This window comes from Bacillus cereus, assembly GCF_025917685.1.
In the GTDB taxonomy this organism is placed as follows: domain Bacteria; phylum Bacillota; class Bacilli; order Bacillales; family Bacillaceae_G; genus Bacillus_A; species Bacillus_A cereus_AT.
Genome location: NZ_CP089518.1, coordinates 2516930 through 2533870, shown reverse-complemented (window position 1 = coordinate 2533870; position 16941 = coordinate 2516930). Strand labels below are relative to the sequence as shown.

Genomic DNA, 16941 nt, shown 5'->3' with positions numbered 1-16941 from the left:
CCTCCTTTATTTCTCTATCCAATTTAATAAGTTTTCATAATGATATTGAGCATCTGTATAACCAAGATTATATAAATTAACGAGCTTTTCCTTATTTCTTTCTATTCCGCTTATAGGAAGCTGCACGCTAGGCTGAATGACATAAAAATTATCTTTTTGTCCTATTTGCCCCATATAAGATATCGTCTCGTTATAAAAACGATAATGTTCTACTAAAGATTCTGCGATATTCGGATATTTTCTATATAAAATTTTAGCTAGTCCAGAAAATTTATTACGCTGTTTCTCATATCCTTCTGGTTTTGTCATAATAACAACGTTCTTTTGATAACCATCAGTTTGAGCTTTTAAAACTGGTATAGGATCTATAATCCCTCCATCTAACAATTTTCGATTATCATATTCTACAGCAGGTGCTATAAACGGCACTGAGCTAGATGCACGAATGATTTTTAAAATATCATTTCCGTGTTCTGTTTTATTATAATAAATAGCTTGTCCTGATTCGCAATCAGTCGTCCCTATAACAAATTGTTCATTAGAGTTTAAGAAAGTTTGAAAATCGAATGGGACAATTTTATTAGGTACTTCATCAAATAAAAAGTCCATTCCAAACAGTTCACGTTTTCGAATTAAATTTCGATAAGATATATATCTGTGATCTGACACTAGCTCTGTATTTACTTTCTTATTTCGCCCTTTTTGACGTGACAAATAGGTTGCCCCCATACAGGCTCCAGCGGATACACCGACTACATATGGAAAGAATAAGTTCTTTTCCATAAAATATTCGAGTACTCCTGCAGTATACAAACCTTTCATTCCTCCGCCCTCTAATACTAAACCGATATTTTTCATGCTATATCCCTCTGCTTCTTTTTTCTTACTTACATGTTAGCACAAGATTTTAAGATGAGGTTATATAAATTAATTGCAACAATAACCAAAAACTACTAAAGCAATGTCATAATGTCTTAGTAAATAGCATGGTACAATATAAGTAACACAATCCATAAATAATGGAGGAGGAATTTCATATGGGTTTATTTAGCGGTATTTTAGGAAATGCATCAAATACGAGTACAGAAAGTGTAGAACGTGATTTAGAGAAGATTATGTTAGACGATGAGAAAGTTGAGCATGCTTATAAATTGATTCGTGATTTAATCGTATTTACAAATCGCCGTCTTATTTTAGTAGATAAACAAGGAGTAACTGGTAAGAAAACAGAATATCATTCTATTCCTTATAAAAGCATTACACAATTTAGTGTTGAAACAGCTGGTCATTTTGATTTAGATGCAGAACTTAAAATATGGGTATCGAGTTTGAGTACACCAATTACGAAAGAATTTAAAGGTGACGATAGTATTTTAAGCATTCAAAAAGCGTTAGTAACATATACGACAAAATAACATTTTTGTATGTTTATTCATTTCCGAAATTACTAACCCGAGTATTTTGGAAGAATATGCATTATTTTCGTATATTTAATCTTAAATAACATAAAGAGGTAAAGCGTATTTCAAATGCTTTACCTTTCTTTTTTGTAATAAATAAGTGTAGTTTTATCATTTATTTTCTTTATAACTTCTGTTCTTTTATACCCCATCTTTTCGTATAGAAAACAATTTCTCTCTTCTTCTAAAATAGTAGCAAGTTCAAAACTGCGCGCTTCTGGAAACATCTCTTCAATTGAAATAAGTACCTTCTGAGCGATTCCTTTTCCTTGATAGATTGGATGAATGAACATTGGACTGATCCAAAATTTATAAGGTATTTCTTTTTGGGATATACATATCGCTCCAACAAGATTCGAATCTATTATCATCTTATAAAAGTTACTGCTGGGATTATTTATCCTTGAAATAATCTTTTCAATAGATTCATTTGCTGGATTTGTTTCATAGTCTTTATATTTATTTAATAAAGGGCTAAATGAGTCTGTTTGCATTTGAAATAAAGCTGCTGCATCAATTTCTGTTGCCTTCTCTAATGTAATCTCCATGTTACCAATTTAGTCGCTTTCTTAATGAAGTTATATGAGCTGTATGATGACGTCCGTGCCATGCATATAGTCCAATTGCAGCAGCAAGTTTTGTTTCACCGGTTTCAGGATGATTAAAGGTCTTTTCTAAATCTTCAAGTTCTAGCGAATATAAAAGGTTAACCCATCTTTTATGTAATGAATCTAACATTACTAGTGAAACATCTACTGGTAATTTAGAATCAGGTAGTTCTGCCCACTTCTCTTCTTTATATGGTTTAATCGTTGGATTCTTTTCTGTTAGTGCTAATTTAAAGCGTATGTAGCTGTTCATATGGCTATCAACAACGTGATGGACTACTTGACGAACTGTCCATCCACCAACTCGATATGGTGTGTCTAACTGCTTCTGATCTAAATCTTTAATTGCCTTTGTTAGTTCATTAGGTAAATCTTCAATTTCTTGAATCCATGTATCAATCATATCTTCAGTTATAGGACGTTTGTATGTAAATTGGCCAATTGGATAACGTAAATCATTCATGTATAAGTCCCCCTTATTATAAGCGCGAAGTATTTCTCCATATATAATGTACAAATTTCACATGTTCCCCGTTTAATTCTACAGAATTTGTATCTGCTTTGTTTTGATAAGAAAATCCGCTTTTTTCTAGTACAATTTGTGATGCGAGATTATTAGTAGTTGTTTTAGCAAGAACCTCATTAATTTCATTATTTTTCGCCACGTCTAAAACTAATTTTACAGCTGCTGTTGCAACTCCTTTTTTAGTAAACTTTTCTCCGACTCGATAACCTAACGAACTGCTTCGATTTTCCGTATCTATATCTACTAAATTTATTCGTCCTACAATTTCATTTTCTTCATTACGAATTAAATAAAAATAAGAATCTCCATCCGCTTGTTCTATTAATAAATCGTCTAGTAGCTTTTGGAAATATTCAAAATTGAAATATTGCGACCCACGAGTTGGTACCATTGTTTCAAAAAAAGATTTATTCGTAAGTTCAAACGTAAATAAATCCTCAGCATCTTGTTTCTTTAGTTGCTCTATGTATATTTCCATCCCGTATTCTCCTTCTTGATTTACTAACTGTTATACATTCTTTTTTAATCAATTATATTCCTGCTATTTCTTTCGATTAAGTAATACAGCTAGTAGCACTTTCGGATGAAAAAGATGAAATGGACTACGAATTAAATTCATCACTCGTACTAACCGAATATAAACATCAGAATCACTTGCAGATAGTCGATATATTTGTTTCGTATACCATAGTTGAAATTTTTGTTTCGTAGTTAATTCTCTCTTTAGCTGCGGGTGACGTGATATTTCCGTTGTTGTCATATCCCAAGGGGTTTCTATTATGTTAGCGGCCTTTTTATAAAATTGTTGCGTGAATGTTTTATCAAGTTTTGTCCTACCTTGCAGAAGTAATTGCAACTGATAAGCTTCCATAGCTGCAACTGAAACACCTTGACCGAAAACAGGATCAAAACGACATTGTGCATCTCCAACTACTAACAACCCTTCCGGTACATTATTAACTAAATCAAATCGCCGACGTACTTGATAAGGGATTTTGTACGTCTTTATATCAGTTATTCCCTCAGCTTTGTTTAGAAAATCTGTTACATTACGGATTGATAGATTTTCAGCGAAATCATAAAACTCATCATCTGTTTGTGGTGCTTTCTCATTTGCATATCCACTAAAAGTAACAAAATAACGATTATCTTCAATCGTTTGAATAAGAACTCCATAAGGGTTTTCAGGGAAACTTGGAGACATTAGCATATTACAACAGTCTAACTTCTCATTTTCTTTAAGTTTAAACACTCTAGTTGCGTAAAATAAATCAATACGCACTTTTTCTTCTTGCACTTCAATATTATATTCTTGTAACCACTCTATACTTTTTGAACCAAACCCACTCGCATCAACAACAATATCTGCATGAACTTCTGCGTGTACACCTGTCTCTAAACATTTGGTTTTTGCTCCATACACTTTGTTAAGCTTTCCATCTACTAATAATCCTTCAACCAATGTTTCAAATTTAGTGGTAACATTTGAAATTTGATCAATACGTTTTTGAATATGCCATTCTAGCAACAGCCGACTTTGTTGAATCATATGCACTTCTCCTATGAATGGCTGTTTCCATAAACCAAATTGATGCCATTTCAAATCACGAGTAAAGTTATTTACGATGCTGCCTGCTTCTATTAATTCATTCGTAATATTAGGGAATAATTCCTCAATTGCTCTTTCTCCGCCTTTTAATAACACATGAGGGTGATTGCTTTGCGGAACTCTTTTTCTCGAAGCTTTTCCATCCCATCTTTCACCCACTTCTAAAATGATTACTTCTTTAAAAGAAGTTGACAAAGCTTTTGCTGCAAGTTTTCCTGCCATACTTCCACCAATAACAATAGCCTTATTAAACATATTTTCCCCCTTAATGAAAAGAGATCCTGTCGTGTTTAAATGAAACAGGATCTAAACTAATAGCTTCTATATTAAAACACGTTAGTAAATTGCAACGTTAAAATTAAAATACCTAATCCCCATACGTAATACGCAAATACTTTTAATGAATGCCGTTTTAAATATTGAATCATCCATGAAACTGCTATGTAACCAAAGAACGCTGCTGATAACGTTCCGACAATTAATGATGTACTAGAAATAGATTCTGCTTTCCCTTGAAAAACATCAACAAATTGCAAGATGATAGCGCCGGCAATCGCTGGTGTTGATAATAAAAACGAAAAGTACGCAGCTGTTTCACGGTCTAGCTTTCTCCATAATGCAGCGACAATTGTCATACCAGAGCGAGAAATTGCTGGGAAAATAGCAGCCGCTTGAAATGAACCAATGATAAATGCATCTTTATATGTAATGTCGTCCATTTTTTTACGTCCATTTTTTTGTTTATCGGCCATAAACAGAAATAAACCTGTCACTAAAAACTCCCAACCTATGGTGATACCTGTTTTTGAAATATCTTCAAAGAAATCTTTAAATAGTAAGCCAATCACTACAGCTGGTATCGTTCCAACAATAAGTAAAAACATAAGCTTTGAGAACGGATTTTTAATTAAATATATAAATTCTTTTTTGTAATAAATAAACACCGCAAGTAACGTTCCAATATGCAGCATCGTATCTAAAAATAAACCTGCTTCATCTAATTGAAAAAGATGTCGCCCTAAATAAAGATGCCCTGTACTACTAATCGGTAAAAACTCTGTTAAGCCTTGAATTATGCCTAATATAAAAGCTTCTAACCAATTCATGATGATCTCCTTTCTCGTTTGCTTGTACCAATATATGAAGGTTAAATTTTTGTTATGAAAGAAAGTATATTTCTCTATGAATTTACTTTTAATTTATGGATATATATGTAAAAGGAGGAGGGGTTATAATGTGGAAGCATACAAAATTCGGAAATGTATTACTTTGGGTGGGACCTATCCTTGTATTTTTAGGGTTATGTATGACAAATGTTATTTCAGACATTCCATTTTTTGAAGGAAAACATAAAACACTTGGAATTATAATTTTATTTATAGGGCTGTTCTGTTTAATTGCTGCTAATCATTTTAAAAAAGGAGAAAGATATGAAGAATGAAGCTAAAAAAACAATCCCAGTTTATATGCTAGGATTGTTTTTTCGTTTATGTTGCTTATTTATAGAATACTTTTTCAACGTTATATTTTGCTTTATATTCATTAATGATATATGTTTCGTAAATTTCTCTTTCTGTTGGATCTTCTACGATACATGCATCGATGCGATATACTTCATCACGATGATTTTTAATTGGTGAAACATTGTCTTCAAAATGCTTTTTAATACGTTGTCTAATTTTACGAGCTTTACCTACGAAAAGAAGTTCGTCATTAATATTGTAAAACATAAAAATGCCGCCTTTATCTCTAGGGAACAAGTGGAAATCGATAAAACCGTTAATTGGAGTAATTATTGGCTCGTCTCCTTTAATAACTTGTTTACGTTCAGTAATTGAAACATCAGCTTCAGGGATATTAATTTTAATCAAGTTCATTCACGTCCTCTTTTATTATAAAGATAAATAATAGCATACATACGTAAGAAAAGCTATGTTCAGAGGCACATTTCATTTTAAAATTCAAATATTATAGGTATATCATGTAAACTCTTTTTCCAAATCATATGATCGTTTGATTCTCCCCAATAATCTTTTAGTACATAACTAGGTTTTCCAAACTTTTTCGTCCATATACTTTGCGCTTTTTTGTATCCACTATCTAAACAGTATTCTGTTATTCCTCTGCTAAGTAATGCAAGATACATTGTATTTAGTAGTAAACTCCCTATACCCTTTCTTTGATACTCTGGAAGTATAAATACAGTTCCTATTTCATACAAATCCTTAAGTACACCGCCTGTACAACTATTAATCAATGTACTTGCTGGACCGACTTCAATTGTTCCAATGATTTTATCGTTACTTATATCTATTGCTAATAAAAAGTAACGATTTTCTCCATTACTATCAAAATCATTTTTCAAATATTGCTTTTTCGAGTTAATTTCATTTTCTATGTCATCTAATAATTGTGATAACCCTTCGTTTTTATAAGTATTCGTAATAACTATACGAAAAAACAAATTTAGTTCATCAATATCATCCGAATTCGGCCTTCTAATTTCAACATTATACATGACTTAAATCTCCAATCTTTGAAAATATATTGGAAAGTATATTCTTTCAAAAAGATTTTATACAATTGTTAAGACCATACTTTATATACTCTATTCACAATTATTCTACACAGCTCTGCAAAGATCCAGCAATATAGAAAACTCAGTATAAATATTAACGTAATAACTTTTATATCCATAGTTGTATGAACCATAGGACCTAGTACTGGAAAACGAAAGATATCGAGAACGATTATAATCCCTATAAGTAGACATATCGCTGAAAAGGATACTATCCAAATCCTCCTCTTGAATCGTAAAAAGGATGCTCCTAACGCTATACCTAATAATCCTGTAGTAAAGGGAAAGACAATTAGTTCACTTGGCTGAATAATGAATAAGAGGAAAATAGTAAGAATATAAGAGAGTACTCCCTCACGAATAGAATAACAAATAGCGAGAAAAATCGGTAGCGTCGAGAAGGGACTAATAAATAACCCTATACCAGGGATTAAGTTCCCAGCAGATTGAAAAATGGTGGCAAGTGAACCCAATAAAGCAGTAATGACTAACCTACTTGCAGGAGTTATCTTTCTTTTTATAATAAAGTTCGTATCATGCGCTATCATCAATTGATACCAATAGCATCTAAAGCGATTCATCAAAATACCTCCTAAAGATACTTAATTCATCACTTTCTATCTTATTCATACACTTATTGTTTATGCGTTACCTTCTGCTAGTTATCAATTACTATACAATAGACATTTATACATAGAGGTTTTTTAGGGGGACGACAGGTCGTGCATTTTGAAGAAGAATGAATTCTTTATATTTTTAGACTTAGATTTTATACCGTATCAAGGAACAATTTCAAAAATAGTACCTTTGTTAAAATCAGATACTTTCATAGAACCATAAACGCCTAAATATAATCTAGTTTGATCCAAATTTGCTCCCAAACTAACATAATAAGCTGCTTGAGCACCAAAATCATAATTGGTTTCAATAACATGAAAGTCATTTTGTTTACCGTCTGTACCTGCCATAGTATAGGCTAAAACACCCTTAACTGGAGATTGAGATTCTTCTTTCTTGGCAAGGTCAGTAAACACCACGCTACCTGCTAAATTCGAAATTGCAGTCCCCATATATGGATGAACTCCTGTAAGTGAAGTTCCCCCGAACTTATCGGCCCTGAAATCTTTATGAAAATAACTAATTAGAGGCTGAATACGTTTCACTGATGTTTGTATTGTTTCATCATAATAAGCCATTGTTCTCTCATCCAAAGTTGGATTCTCAGAACAGTGTCTTATAAAAGAAGTGGGCAAAACGCCCTCCCATCCTCGCCAACCAAAGTTAATAAATCCTCCTTGATTAGGAGTAGAGCTCATTAAATACGTTTGAACAAGTTCGGTAACCGGTATTGGTTTATAATGAGTAAATGAAAAAATAGACTCTACAATATCCTGTCCGACATTCCCAGCATATTTTACATATTGATTATAAAATCTTTGAAATGAAATACCTGTTATATTACGAACTCCTTTCGCAATTACTGTAATTATTTCTTGTATAGATAAAGGAAGTTCATTAAAACGTGTAACAACTGGAGGTTTATTTATAAATGTATTTTTACTGACATCGATTTCAATTATTTTACCTGCTATTTCTAAATCATCTTGGCTTAAATTAAATGGATCATAACCTGATCCGCCGTCTCCATTTGTAAAAACAAGTTTTCCAGTCTCCGGCGAAAAATTTAAACTATTGACTCCATTATGATTAAAAAATGGCCTTCTTATATTAAGTAATGTTCTTCGTTTTTGAGGTTGACCATGTGATTGTAAAATCCATTCCTCAACTGTATCGATATGATCATATTGAGTATCTCTCTTTACCCACTTTAAGTTTAAATTTTTAGGGTCGCAAGGATTCGGTTTAAATTGTTCAGAAAGCGCACCCGGTCCTTGAGTTCCAGCTACTGAATAATGAAGATAAAATAAACCGTTTTGATGAAATTGTGGATGAAACGCTAGTCCTAGCAATCCTCGCTCATCATAGCCACTACTAGAAACGCCTTCTTCAGATGTACCTAATTTGATAATTCGTTGACGAATATCTAAAAAGGTCTTTATTACTCCGTCTCCTATGTAAAAAATTTCTCCTAATTGAGTTGCTATAAATAGCCTTTCAGTCGATTCATTTGGAAGAATAGCTGTTTTTATTACAGTTGGTAAATTTAAGTTATGAACAATGGGTCGTAAACTAACTTTAACTTTTGTCAATTAACTTTAACCCCCTTTTTATTCTTTTTTAATAGAAGAATATGATGTGAGTTGTTCTATTAGTATCAAAACTATAGACATTTAATCGGAAATTCCTTTTCATACACGTCCGTTTTTGATAGATTCTATATAGATATATGTTGAGTTTAAAAATTATTACATTTCCCTTTTTACATCGATTAACTCAGATTCCTTTATATTACATTTTATTATATAATTATAAATATATAAATTAGGGGGGAAATCGATGACAATCTTACTACAAATCATCTTACCACTTATATGTGCAATATACTTATTTACCCTCTATAGTAATACGACTATAGGAAAAGCTGCATTTCTTTTGGCAGTCATTATTGGGATTTTCGGTTTAGAGAATATTTTTCAACATGCTAGTTTAACAGATCATGCTGTTTATCCATATTGGGGCAGTTTAAAAGCTGTAATCATTATTTTATCAGTGGTATTTCTATTTAAAAAAGGAGGACTAACAGGAAAATCCTAATTTGTAGCGCTGTACATATTTTCTTGTTAGACTGTTTTTATTTTATAAAGAACTGTTTATGTAAAACAAGAAGGGGTGTGTTACATATGTCCATAAATATTATCTCTATAGTATCTATAATAATATGGATTGTGCTGATTACAGAACTTATAAAACCTTCAGAAGAACAGAATGGGCGAAAAATAGTAACTTTATTATCTGGTGGTTCCGCATCAACACTTATTCTAACTGTTTCACTGATTCAAAATATCTCGTTTTGGAATTGATTGTGATATAACTAACCAAAAAATTATTTATAAATAAAAAAGATTAGGAGCGAATCCTAATCTTTTTTGTTATTCAATTGCACCAGCAACATCATAATCATTTAAATCTAATTCAATTGTTTGTCCGAGCGCTAGTTTAGCCAATTCTGCTCCTAAGTATGGACCAGCCGTTAAACCTGAAGCCCCTAATCCGTTCGCAACGAGAATACCTTCAAAGTTAGGTAGTGGTCCGATAACAGGTAAGAATCCTGGTGTAAATGGTCTGAATCCAACTCTCGTTTCAAGCATTGTACCATCTTCTAAACCAGGCGCCACCGCCAATGCTTTATGGAATACTTCATGTAAACCACCAGCAGTCACACGGTGATCAAAACCAGTATCATTTTCATGTGTTGCACCAATTACTACATGACCATTGTCAAATGTTAAAATATATTGATCATTTGGCGGCATAACAACTGGCATATTTTCTGTTGCTGTATTTTCCATTTGCAAATGAACAATTTGTCCTTTTTGGAACGTAACTAAGAAATTAATTCCTAATGGGTTCAAGATTTCGTTCGCCCATGCGCCTGCGGTTACCATTACCTTTTCCGCTACAAGTGTTTCTTCATTTACTTTAACTCCCGTAATATGATGCCCTTCACGGACTAATACTGCATCACCTTTTATGAAAGTTGCACCATGTTTTTTCGCAGCGCTTATTAATGCGTTGCGTAATAATCTTCCATTTACTCGTGCAGCACCACTAATATGAACAGAACTATATTCTTCCGATAATGCTGGGAATAATTTTTTCGTTTCTTCAGCTGATAAGCGAGTGATTTCACCAATCTCCGGTGCATCTTCACGGCGTTTATACGCTCGCTCTTCCATTTGATCTAGTTTTTTCTCATCAGTATGTAAACTAATTGCACCTACACGGTTGTAACCTGTATCCGTTTCACCGTCTTCTTCTAATTGCTGAATTAACGAAGAATAGTAACGCGCCCCGCCTTTAACGATTTTATACCATGCTTTATTACGACGTTGCGACAGCCATGGACAGACAATACCTGCTGCTGCGTCAGTTGCTTGACCTAACTCTTGACGATCTACAATAGTAACCTTCGCACCAGCCTTAGCAAGATGATAAGCAGTAGATGCTCCTAAAATTCCAGCTCCAACTACAATATACGATTTCATTCCAAACACCTTTTCTCTTTTGCTAATTATTTAAATATAAGAACATACTTCAGTATACTGAAAGGAATCCTTTTTTCAATGTGCAAAACGTAATTAATTGTTGCATCATTGTGACGTTCTTAATCGTTATTTTTTCTTCTTACGGAATAATTCAATTGTTTTATAGCCTTGTGAAAAGATTTCAATCATTTTCTCAAGACGTTTATCACGTGTTTTTTCTTGTTTCACAGAAAATAAATTACGAGCCCAATCTTTTTGATATCCGGGTGTTAAACTTTGATAAAACTTAAGTTCATTCGGATGATTAGCTAATAATGCTTCAACATCTTGAATACGATCTGCATAATCAGCAACACATTGACTCGCAGCAGGCGTTTTCTTTGCTTTTTTCTTCTCACGCTTTAAGCCTACAACAGTAAAGACGTCATCCATACTTACCATTCGTGCAAATTTAATATCGCTCTTTCCTACATAACCGTCGTCGCCAACATGTAATGCTGGAAACATCTCATCACGATGAATAAACGTACTGTAACGATCATTACCTTTTTTCGGATATGCGAAAAACACATAACCTTTTTCAATTAGTAACTCTTCATTATTAATAATATAATTCGTCTGCTTCACCATCTCATCAAGAGTTTCTACAAAAATAAAAATGGCATCGTGTTCTTTTGAAAATGCAGTTTCTTTCCCTGTAAAAATGTCATAATCACTCGGTTCGTTAATAACGACCATATTTGTATACTTATTTAATTTCAATTTATCAATTACTGACATAATAATCTTCCTTTGCTTCCAATATTCATTGCATATACTTTTTTATACTGTTCTAGTGTATTATATCTATTAAGAAAATCAAACTTTAAATCGTATCATTCTGCTTCAAAAGAACACAATATTCTACTTAAAGGAATAATTTTATGCCGTATTTAATCCGAGATGAAGGACTAGTTTTGGGAAAAGAACCCGTTTTTCATACGTATGAAGAGGCTGCAGAAACGTTAAAAACACTAACTATACCGCAGTTTCCAAAACATATTAGAAAAAAACTTTTAAATCAAAAATTAAACAAATAGCCGATTCTGAATAAGAACCGGCTATTTGTTTATTCATAACTTAATAGCAAATAAAGTATATAAAAGCTCTTTATATTGATTTTCTGTAATTTCACGCTTCGTTTTTTGACCACAATTAATTTCAGTTATACTTGTATTTGTTAAAGAAATATGACCAAAATCTGTCAATTTGACTGCAATAGGTCCTTTGTTGAAAATAGATTTCTCATCTTCTATTACTCTTTTTTGAACATCGTTTACTACTGACTCATCAATAATACGAGTATAAAAAGCATGACAAACTGTCCACTCTCCGTTAGCATCTATTCTTTCTAGAACATAATTTCCTTTACTAGTCTCTTTTCGTCGCACTCGATACGAACCGTTTTTAGAAGAAACGGATTCACCAGTAAAAGGTACAAGAACGAGAGGTACTAATGAAGCAATACCTACATCAATTAAGTACAGTACGTTATCATAATTTAAAATAATTGTTATATGTCCATCCTCAAGTGCCCAAGCGTTTATATCATTTTTGTATACGGTACCTAATGCGAGTTGTACATCATAACCACTATCTTTTAAAAAATAATAAAAAAGAGTATTTAATTCATAACAAAGTCCGCCGCGGGATCTAGTTAAAATTTTCTCCTGTAAGTTTTCCATAGAAATTGTATTCGTATTACCTGCAATAACATCCAAATTCTCAAACGGTATAGTATGTGCAAATGCAAAAAGTATTGAACTTAGTTCTTCAAATTTTACTTCAGTACGTTTTTCAAGGTTCAATCTTGTAAACAGTTGATCTTGTAAACTTGTCATAATCAGCACCCCTTATTAGCTATAAGTTAAAATAGTATATGCTGATTGTAAGTTTGAAGGGATATTGTAACAATGTACATTTGCAGTTACTGTACCGGTACAAAATTTAAATTTGAAAAACATGTTTATATAAAAATACAAATAAGAGGCACCATCACGGATGCCTCTTTCGAAATACATTTTATATCTTTATTTCAATGAGCTTAACTTTTCAATTGCTTGTTGCTCAGTTGCTAAGAAAAAAATATCATTACCTTTATTACATTCATAAATGAAGTCTTTTAAGCTTTTACTAGTGTACATAGAAAAATCCCCGACGATAGCAATTTTCACACTATAATTTATAAACTTTTGAAGAATATCACCCGCAAGACGTGTTTTTAAGTCAAAGAAACTTTCACTTATTAAAGATTTATTGATAACAATCCGCTTCGAATCCACTTCATATTGAACTGTTGCCATAAGATCTAATGCAGATTGAACGTCGGATATTACTACCGTATCGTTTCTTATGACTGCAATATTTATTCCACTGACTACTACATTTTTTATTTCCATAGTCTCACTCCTCTATAATTTATAAAGCATATATTAAACATGCTTTGTAGATCTTCATTAACACACATAAATGATTTGCTCCTGGCTCAATATCCTCTCTATATTATCGTAAATAAATATTGTTTTAAAACTTCTCATACGGTCAATGAAATTAAGTGAAATCTATCTTTTTACTATTTTCGGAAATTTATCTCTCCGCAATAACTTAATAAATTATCGAAAGAAGTAATCTCGGCATATGGTTTTGTGTCGGTATTATTCTTACTCATATTAGGATTGAACCATATACCCTTTATATTTGCATTTTGGCAACCAGCAATATCCTTTTCTAAGTCATCTCCAACAAATAGTACATCTTCTGGTTGTACATTTAGCTTATTTAATGCTAATTCAAATATGCGTTTGTCAGGTTTACTAAATCCCGTTTCTTCAGAAATAATGATTGTATCAAAATAACGATTCAAATTCGTATTAATTATTTTAGCTTTTTGCCTCTGAGTTGAGCCATTTGTTATAATTCCAACTTTAATATGTGACTTTAGAGTATTTATGATATTAATAGTATTTTGGTTTATAGAAAAACATTTTGGGAAATTATTATTCCAAAAGTCTTGAATGTAATTAAGTGGTAATCTATATTTCGGTGGGAATTCATCAAATAATGATTCCAAAACCTTTGCTTTATCGCTGTGGCCATAGCTTTTTTTATCATATCCCTTGAATTTCTGTAACATTTCGTTTTTTACTGCATGTTCTTTAACATCCCCATAAAACTTCTCTAAAATAATAAAAAACAATTTATCTACTGCCTTATCCCTATCAAGTAACGTATCATCTAAATCAAATAACATCGCTTTATAACCCCTCAAATAACTTCACAGCCTTTCTCGCATTATATAAATAATCCCTAATTCATACCTTTAAGCTTTTGGTTTATCAAGAGAGTTATTATTTAGGTGAGAATAACGATCAAACAGAGTAAAGGATTTATTTTCACCTTCCCGGAGAATTAATTCTAGCCTTGGAATCCAGTTGCTTTTCTCCTGATCAATTAAATGCTCAATTACTTCGAGTGTATTTTAAGTTCCTTCCTCTTCATTACAATGTAGCCATTCACCGGATAAACTAGATAAAAAAACTCCAAAGTTTGTGGCACGCGCTCTAGAATTCCAGTAGCTTCTTTTATATTGAAATTCATTTCCTTTTCTCCTCTTGGTAAAGAAGTAAAAGTATATTTTCATACGATTTAAGAAATCACACCCGATTTACATTATTATACATTAGTTTTTCTTAAATATTAATCGTTCATCTTATTGAACGTGGAGCTAACACAGTAACCGTCCTGTGAAGTCTCCTAATTCATCTCCACATAAACTCCAGATAGTAAGGCTATAATGACTATCAGAGGTGATATTATGAGGAACTATCATATTCTCGTGGTAGAGGACGATCAAGAAATTCAGGAATTAATTAAACAATTTTTAATGACACAACAGTATACAGTTGTAGTTGCATCAGATGGATTAGAGGGTATGACACAATTTAATAAGCAATCCTTTGATTTAATTCTTCTAGATGTAATGATGCCCAATCTTAATGGATTTGAAGTTTCCAAGATGATTCGCAGCCAGTCAAATGTACCAATTATTATGCTAACTGCGTTAGAAGAAGAAGAAGATCAAATGAAAGGGTTTGATCTTGGAATCGATGATTATATAACAAAACCCTTTTCGTTTCATGTTTTGATTAGACGAGTCGAAGCCGTACTGAGAAGAAGTTATGATAAAAATGTAAATAATCATTTGGTTTTTAAAGAAGTGCGTGTCGATGTTGATGCATATAAAGTATATGTAAATGAAGTTGAAATTTTATTAACGACAAAAGAGTTTGAAATTCTACAACTACTATTTCAAAACGAGAGAAAAGTACTCACAAGAGAAAATATCGTAGAAAAAGTTTGGGGATACGATTATTTTGGCGAAACGCGAATAATTGATACACATATTAAAAACCTACGTAAAAAGTTAGCTATCCCTTATATTAAAACAATAAAGGGTATTGGTTATAAAATTGATGAATAGTATTGTGAAAATCATGAAGATGAAGCAAATTACTTATAAACTCTTTATGACTACCTCTCTCATTTTGTTATCCTTTGCAGTATTGATTTATTTAACTTTATACTTCTTTCTCCCTACGTTTTATGAGCAATACAAAACAGATCAACTTCAAACAGGGATAAAAGAAATCATTGATAAGTCTAAAGATCTTACGTTTCAAGATGCGATACCACTTTTTGATGAATATGCCAAAAAAAATAATGCGATGCTTTATCTTCAAAATAATGAGGGAATAATTAAATACTCTCCTTCATTTTCTTTTACTCAAAGTGGTTCGCAAACAACAGTAGTTACTAGAGCGACACGGTTCGAGAATGCAGGTACCCTTAGCAATTCATATAACGTTACGCAACCAATTCAATTCCAAGATGGTAGTTTAACGCTTATAGTCTTTGCTACATTTCAACCGATTGATGAAGCTTCACAGGTTTTAGTACGCTTTCTCCCCTATATTAGTATCATTGTACTCGTAATTGGTGTAGGGAGTGCTTATTTCTATTCCAGGTTTATTACAAAACCACTTATTTATATTAATGAGGGTGCACAAAAGATGGCAAATTTAGATTTCTCCGAAAAAATTGAGGTTCGCTCTACAGATGAGTTAGGAGAATTATCTAATAGTTTGAATGACATGTCTATTAACTTACAACAAGCTATGTTTGATTTAAAAAAAGCAAATCAACAATTAAAAAATGATATTGAAAAAGAAAGAGAAATAGAAACAAAACGCAGAGAGTTTTTTGCGATTGTAGCACATGAATTAAAGACCCCTCTTACTGTAATGAAAGGATACTTAGAAGGGATGATATACAATATTGGCCCTTATCAAAATCGTGATCAATATTTAAAGAAAAATCATCAAATTATTGAAAGTATGGAACAATTAGTTCGTGAAATTTTAAGCATGTCGAAATTAGAACAACACACCTTTAAACTAAAAGTAGAAAAAGTTAATCTTTCGAAGTTAATAGATAAAATCACAAAAGATCTCGAATTTTTTGCTTCTCAAAAAAGCATCCAAATAATAAAAGAAATTGATTCTGGCCTTTCTGTTTATACAGATCGTGTTCTTTTTGAAAAAGCATGTAAAAATGTTATCCATAATGCGGTTATGTATTCACCACATAATGAAAAAGTCTATATAAAGTTAAGTGAGGATTCTGAACAAGGTCAAATCAAAATGCAAATTATGAATACAGGTGTCAATATTAAAGAAGAAGATATACAACAAATTTTCAAACCATTTTATCGAATTGAAAAATCAAGGAATCGAAATACTGGAGGAAGTGGTTTAGGTTTATATATTGTTAAACAAATTTTTGAAACGCTAGATATAAAATATTCTATAAAAAATATGGAACATAGTGTACAATTTTGCATGAACATTCCATTATCTAAACAAAAAACAAACAAACTCCCCTCTTAGTAGGACGAGT

The 16941-nt window shown here is 32.1% G+C and carries 20 protein-coding genes and 1 pseudogene; 6 read left to right on the top strand and 15 right to left on the bottom strand.

Features of this window, described 5'->3' with window-relative positions:
* Window positions 1–6: 6 nt before the first annotated feature.
* Window positions 7–858 carry a patatin-like phospholipase family protein gene (locus tag LUS72_RS13075; protein ID WP_097829268.1) on the bottom strand — a complete coding sequence of 284 codons (852 nt, stop codon included), beginning with the start codon at window positions 856–858 and terminating at the stop codon, window positions 7–9.
* Between the two features lie 179 nt (window positions 859–1037).
* Between LUS72_RS13075 and LUS72_RS13070 the strand changes: the two genes are divergently transcribed.
* Window positions 1038–1415: a PH domain-containing protein gene (locus LUS72_RS13070; protein WP_097829267.1), complete on the top strand. Its 378-nt coding sequence runs from the start codon at window positions 1038–1040 to the stop codon at window positions 1413–1415.
* A 119-nt stretch (window positions 1416–1534) separates the two neighbouring features.
* Here LUS72_RS13070 and LUS72_RS13065 read toward each other — a convergent pair.
* From LUS72_RS13065 to LUS72_RS13045, 5 genes and pseudogenes are all read right to left on the bottom strand, one after another.
* Window positions 1535–2008: pseudogene (locus LUS72_RS13065) on the bottom strand (GNAT family N-acetyltransferase); the annotation flags it as partial.
* A gap of 1 nt (window position 2009) precedes the next feature.
* Complete coding sequence (locus LUS72_RS13060) at window positions 2010–2531, bottom strand: YfiT family bacillithiol transferase (RefSeq protein WP_097829265.1); 522 nt, start codon at window positions 2529–2531, stop codon at window positions 2010–2012.
* A 16-nt stretch (window positions 2532–2547) separates the two neighbouring features.
* Window positions 2548–3072, bottom strand: a complete 525-nt coding sequence (locus tag LUS72_RS13055; RefSeq protein ID WP_097829264.1) for a GNAT family N-acetyltransferase — start codon at window positions 3070–3072, stop codon at window positions 2548–2550.
* 63 nt (window positions 3073–3135) lie between these two features.
* Entirely contained in the window at window positions 3136–4458 is a 1323-nt protein-coding gene (locus LUS72_RS13050) for an FAD-dependent oxidoreductase (RefSeq protein WP_097829263.1), read from the bottom strand.
* Between the two features lie 71 nt (window positions 4459–4529).
* The gene (locus tag LUS72_RS13045; protein ID WP_097829262.1) at window positions 4530–5309 is read right to left on the bottom strand and encodes an undecaprenyl-diphosphate phosphatase; all 780 of its coding nucleotides are present in this window, start codon (window positions 5307–5309) and stop codon (window positions 4530–4532) included.
* Window positions 5310–5437: 128 nt separating this feature from the next.
* Between LUS72_RS13045 and LUS72_RS13040 the strand changes: the two genes are divergently transcribed.
* A complete protein-coding gene (locus LUS72_RS13040) occupies window positions 5438–5644 on the top strand; it encodes a hypothetical protein (protein ID WP_097829261.1) in 207 nt (68 codons plus the stop codon).
* A gap of 55 nt (window positions 5645–5699) precedes the next feature.
* On the opposite strand, the gene LUS72_RS13035 is transcribed toward LUS72_RS13040, so the two are convergent.
* From LUS72_RS13035 to LUS72_RS13020, 4 genes are all read right to left on the bottom strand, one after another.
* Window positions 5700–6080, bottom strand: coding sequence for a nucleotide excision repair endonuclease (locus LUS72_RS13035; RefSeq protein WP_097829260.1), 381 nt, complete (start codon window positions 6078–6080; stop codon window positions 5700–5702).
* Between the two features lie 77 nt (window positions 6081–6157).
* Window positions 6158–6721 (bottom strand): GNAT family N-acetyltransferase, encoded by a 564-nt coding sequence (locus LUS72_RS13030; protein WP_097829259.1) that lies wholly within the window; start codon window positions 6719–6721, stop codon window positions 6158–6160.
* Between the two features lie 68 nt (window positions 6722–6789).
* Window positions 6790–7362 (bottom strand): YybS family protein, encoded by a 573-nt coding sequence (locus tag LUS72_RS13025; RefSeq protein WP_264449017.1) that lies wholly within the window; start codon window positions 7360–7362, stop codon window positions 6790–6792.
* Window positions 7363–7560: 198 nt separating this feature from the next.
* Window positions 7561–8991: a PQQ-dependent sugar dehydrogenase gene (locus tag LUS72_RS13020; RefSeq protein WP_264449016.1), complete on the bottom strand. Its 1431-nt coding sequence runs from the start codon at window positions 8989–8991 to the stop codon at window positions 7561–7563.
* 247 nt (window positions 8992–9238) lie between these two features.
* Between LUS72_RS13020 and LUS72_RS13015 the strand changes: the two genes are divergently transcribed.
* Both LUS72_RS13015 and LUS72_RS13010 read left to right on the top strand, forming a co-directional pair.
* The gene (locus tag LUS72_RS13015; protein WP_097829256.1) at window positions 9239–9496 is read left to right on the top strand and encodes a hypothetical protein; all 258 of its coding nucleotides are present in this window, start codon (window positions 9239–9241) and stop codon (window positions 9494–9496) included.
* A gap of 86 nt (window positions 9497–9582) precedes the next feature.
* The gene (locus LUS72_RS13010; RefSeq protein WP_097829255.1) at window positions 9583–9762 is read left to right on the top strand and encodes a hypothetical protein; all 180 of its coding nucleotides are present in this window, start codon (window positions 9583–9585) and stop codon (window positions 9760–9762) included.
* Window positions 9763–9831: 69 nt separating this feature from the next.
* Here the strand turns inward: LUS72_RS13010 and LUS72_RS13005 are convergent, their stop codons facing one another.
* The 5 genes from LUS72_RS13005 to LUS72_RS12985 form a co-directional block, all read right to left on the bottom strand.
* A complete protein-coding gene (locus tag LUS72_RS13005; protein WP_097829492.1) occupies window positions 9832–10947 on the bottom strand; it encodes an NAD(P)/FAD-dependent oxidoreductase in 1116 nt (371 codons plus the stop codon).
* Window positions 10948–11073: 126 nt separating this feature from the next.
* Window positions 11074–11727, bottom strand: coding sequence for a YdeI/OmpD-associated family protein (locus LUS72_RS13000; protein ID WP_264449015.1), 654 nt, complete (start codon window positions 11725–11727; stop codon window positions 11074–11076).
* Between the two features lie 332 nt (window positions 11728–12059).
* Window positions 12060–12827 (bottom strand): arylamine N-acetyltransferase family protein, encoded by a 768-nt coding sequence (locus tag LUS72_RS12995; protein WP_097829252.1) that lies wholly within the window; start codon window positions 12825–12827, stop codon window positions 12060–12062.
* Window positions 12828–13016: 189 nt separating this feature from the next.
* Entirely contained in the window at window positions 13017–13385 is a 369-nt protein-coding gene (locus LUS72_RS12990; RefSeq protein ID WP_264449014.1) for a DUF4180 domain-containing protein, read from the bottom strand.
* Window positions 13386–13558: 173 nt separating this feature from the next.
* On the bottom strand, window positions 13559–14236 hold the full coding sequence (locus LUS72_RS12985) for an HAD family hydrolase (RefSeq protein ID WP_264449013.1): 678 nt from the start codon (window positions 14234–14236) through the stop codon (window positions 13559–13561).
* A 564-nt stretch (window positions 14237–14800) separates the two neighbouring features.
* On the opposite strand from LUS72_RS12985, the gene LUS72_RS12975 reads away from it, so the two are divergent.
* Both LUS72_RS12975 and LUS72_RS12970 read left to right on the top strand, forming a co-directional pair.
* The gene (locus LUS72_RS12975) at window positions 14801–15466 is read left to right on the top strand and encodes a response regulator transcription factor (RefSeq protein WP_016095431.1); all 666 of its coding nucleotides are present in this window, start codon (window positions 14801–14803) and stop codon (window positions 15464–15466) included.
* On the top strand, window positions 15459–16931 hold the full coding sequence (locus tag LUS72_RS12970; protein ID WP_264449062.1) for a sensor histidine kinase: 1473 nt from the start codon (window positions 15459–15461) through the stop codon (window positions 16929–16931). Before LUS72_RS12975 ends, LUS72_RS12970 begins: the two co-directional genes overlap by 8 nt.
* Window positions 16932–16941 lie beyond the last annotated feature (10 nt).

What these genes read in the sequence shown, in the direction of transcription:
- LUS72_RS13075 (WP_097829268.1), bottom strand. Translation starts at nt 858, where the DNA reads ATGAAAAATATCGGTTTAGTATTAGAGGGCGGAGGAATGAAAGGTTTG.
- LUS72_RS13070 (WP_097829267.1), top strand. Translation starts at nt 1,038, where the DNA reads ATGGGTTTATTTAGCGGTATTTTAGGAAATGCATCAAATACGAGTACA.
- LUS72_RS13060 (WP_097829265.1), bottom strand. Translation starts at nt 2,531, where the DNA reads ATGAATGATTTACGTTATCCAATTGGCCAATTTACATACAAACGTCCT.
- LUS72_RS13055 (WP_097829264.1), bottom strand. Translation starts at nt 3,072, where the DNA reads ATGGAAATATACATAGAGCAACTAAAGAAACAAGATGCTGAGGATTTA.
- LUS72_RS13050 (WP_097829263.1), bottom strand. Translation starts at nt 4,458, where the DNA reads ATGTTTAATAAGGCTATTGTTATTGGTGGAAGTATGGCAGGAAAACTT.
- LUS72_RS13045 (WP_097829262.1), bottom strand. Translation starts at nt 5,309, where the DNA reads ATGAATTGGTTAGAAGCTTTTATATTAGGCATAATTCAAGGCTTAACA.
- LUS72_RS13040 (WP_097829261.1), top strand. Translation starts at nt 5,438, where the DNA reads ATGTGGAAGCATACAAAATTCGGAAATGTATTACTTTGGGTGGGACCT.
- LUS72_RS13035 (WP_097829260.1), bottom strand. Translation starts at nt 6,080, where the DNA reads ATGAACTTGATTAAAATTAATATCCCTGAAGCTGATGTTTCAATTACT.
- LUS72_RS13030 (WP_097829259.1), bottom strand. Translation starts at nt 6,721, where the DNA reads ATGTATAATGTTGAAATTAGAAGGCCGAATTCGGATGATATTGATGAA.
- LUS72_RS13025 (WP_264449017.1), bottom strand. Translation starts at nt 7,362, where the DNA reads ATGAATCGCTTTAGATGCTATTGGTATCAATTGATGATAGCGCATGAT.
- LUS72_RS13015 (WP_097829256.1), top strand. Translation starts at nt 9,239, where the DNA reads ATGACAATCTTACTACAAATCATCTTACCACTTATATGTGCAATATAC.
- LUS72_RS13010 (WP_097829255.1), top strand. Translation starts at nt 9,583, where the DNA reads ATGTCCATAAATATTATCTCTATAGTATCTATAATAATATGGATTGTG.
- LUS72_RS13005 (WP_097829492.1), bottom strand. Translation starts at nt 10,947, where the DNA reads ATGAAATCGTATATTGTAGTTGGAGCTGGAATTTTAGGAGCATCTACT.
- LUS72_RS13000 (WP_264449015.1), bottom strand. Translation starts at nt 11,727, where the DNA reads ATGTCAGTAATTGATAAATTGAAATTAAATAAGTATACAAATATGGTC.
- LUS72_RS12995 (WP_097829252.1), bottom strand. Translation starts at nt 12,827, where the DNA reads ATGACAAGTTTACAAGATCAACTGTTTACAAGATTGAACCTTGAAAAA.
- LUS72_RS12990 (WP_264449014.1), bottom strand. Translation starts at nt 13,385, where the DNA reads ATGGAAATAAAAAATGTAGTAGTCAGTGGAATAAATATTGCAGTCATA.
- LUS72_RS12985 (WP_264449013.1), bottom strand. Translation starts at nt 14,236, where the DNA reads ATGTTATTTGATTTAGATGATACGTTACTTGATAGGGATAAGGCAGTA.
- LUS72_RS12975 (WP_016095431.1), top strand. Translation starts at nt 14,801, where the DNA reads ATGAGGAACTATCATATTCTCGTGGTAGAGGACGATCAAGAAATTCAG.
- LUS72_RS12970 (WP_264449062.1), top strand. Translation starts at nt 15,459, where the DNA reads ATGAATAGTATTGTGAAAATCATGAAGATGAAGCAAATTACTTATAAA.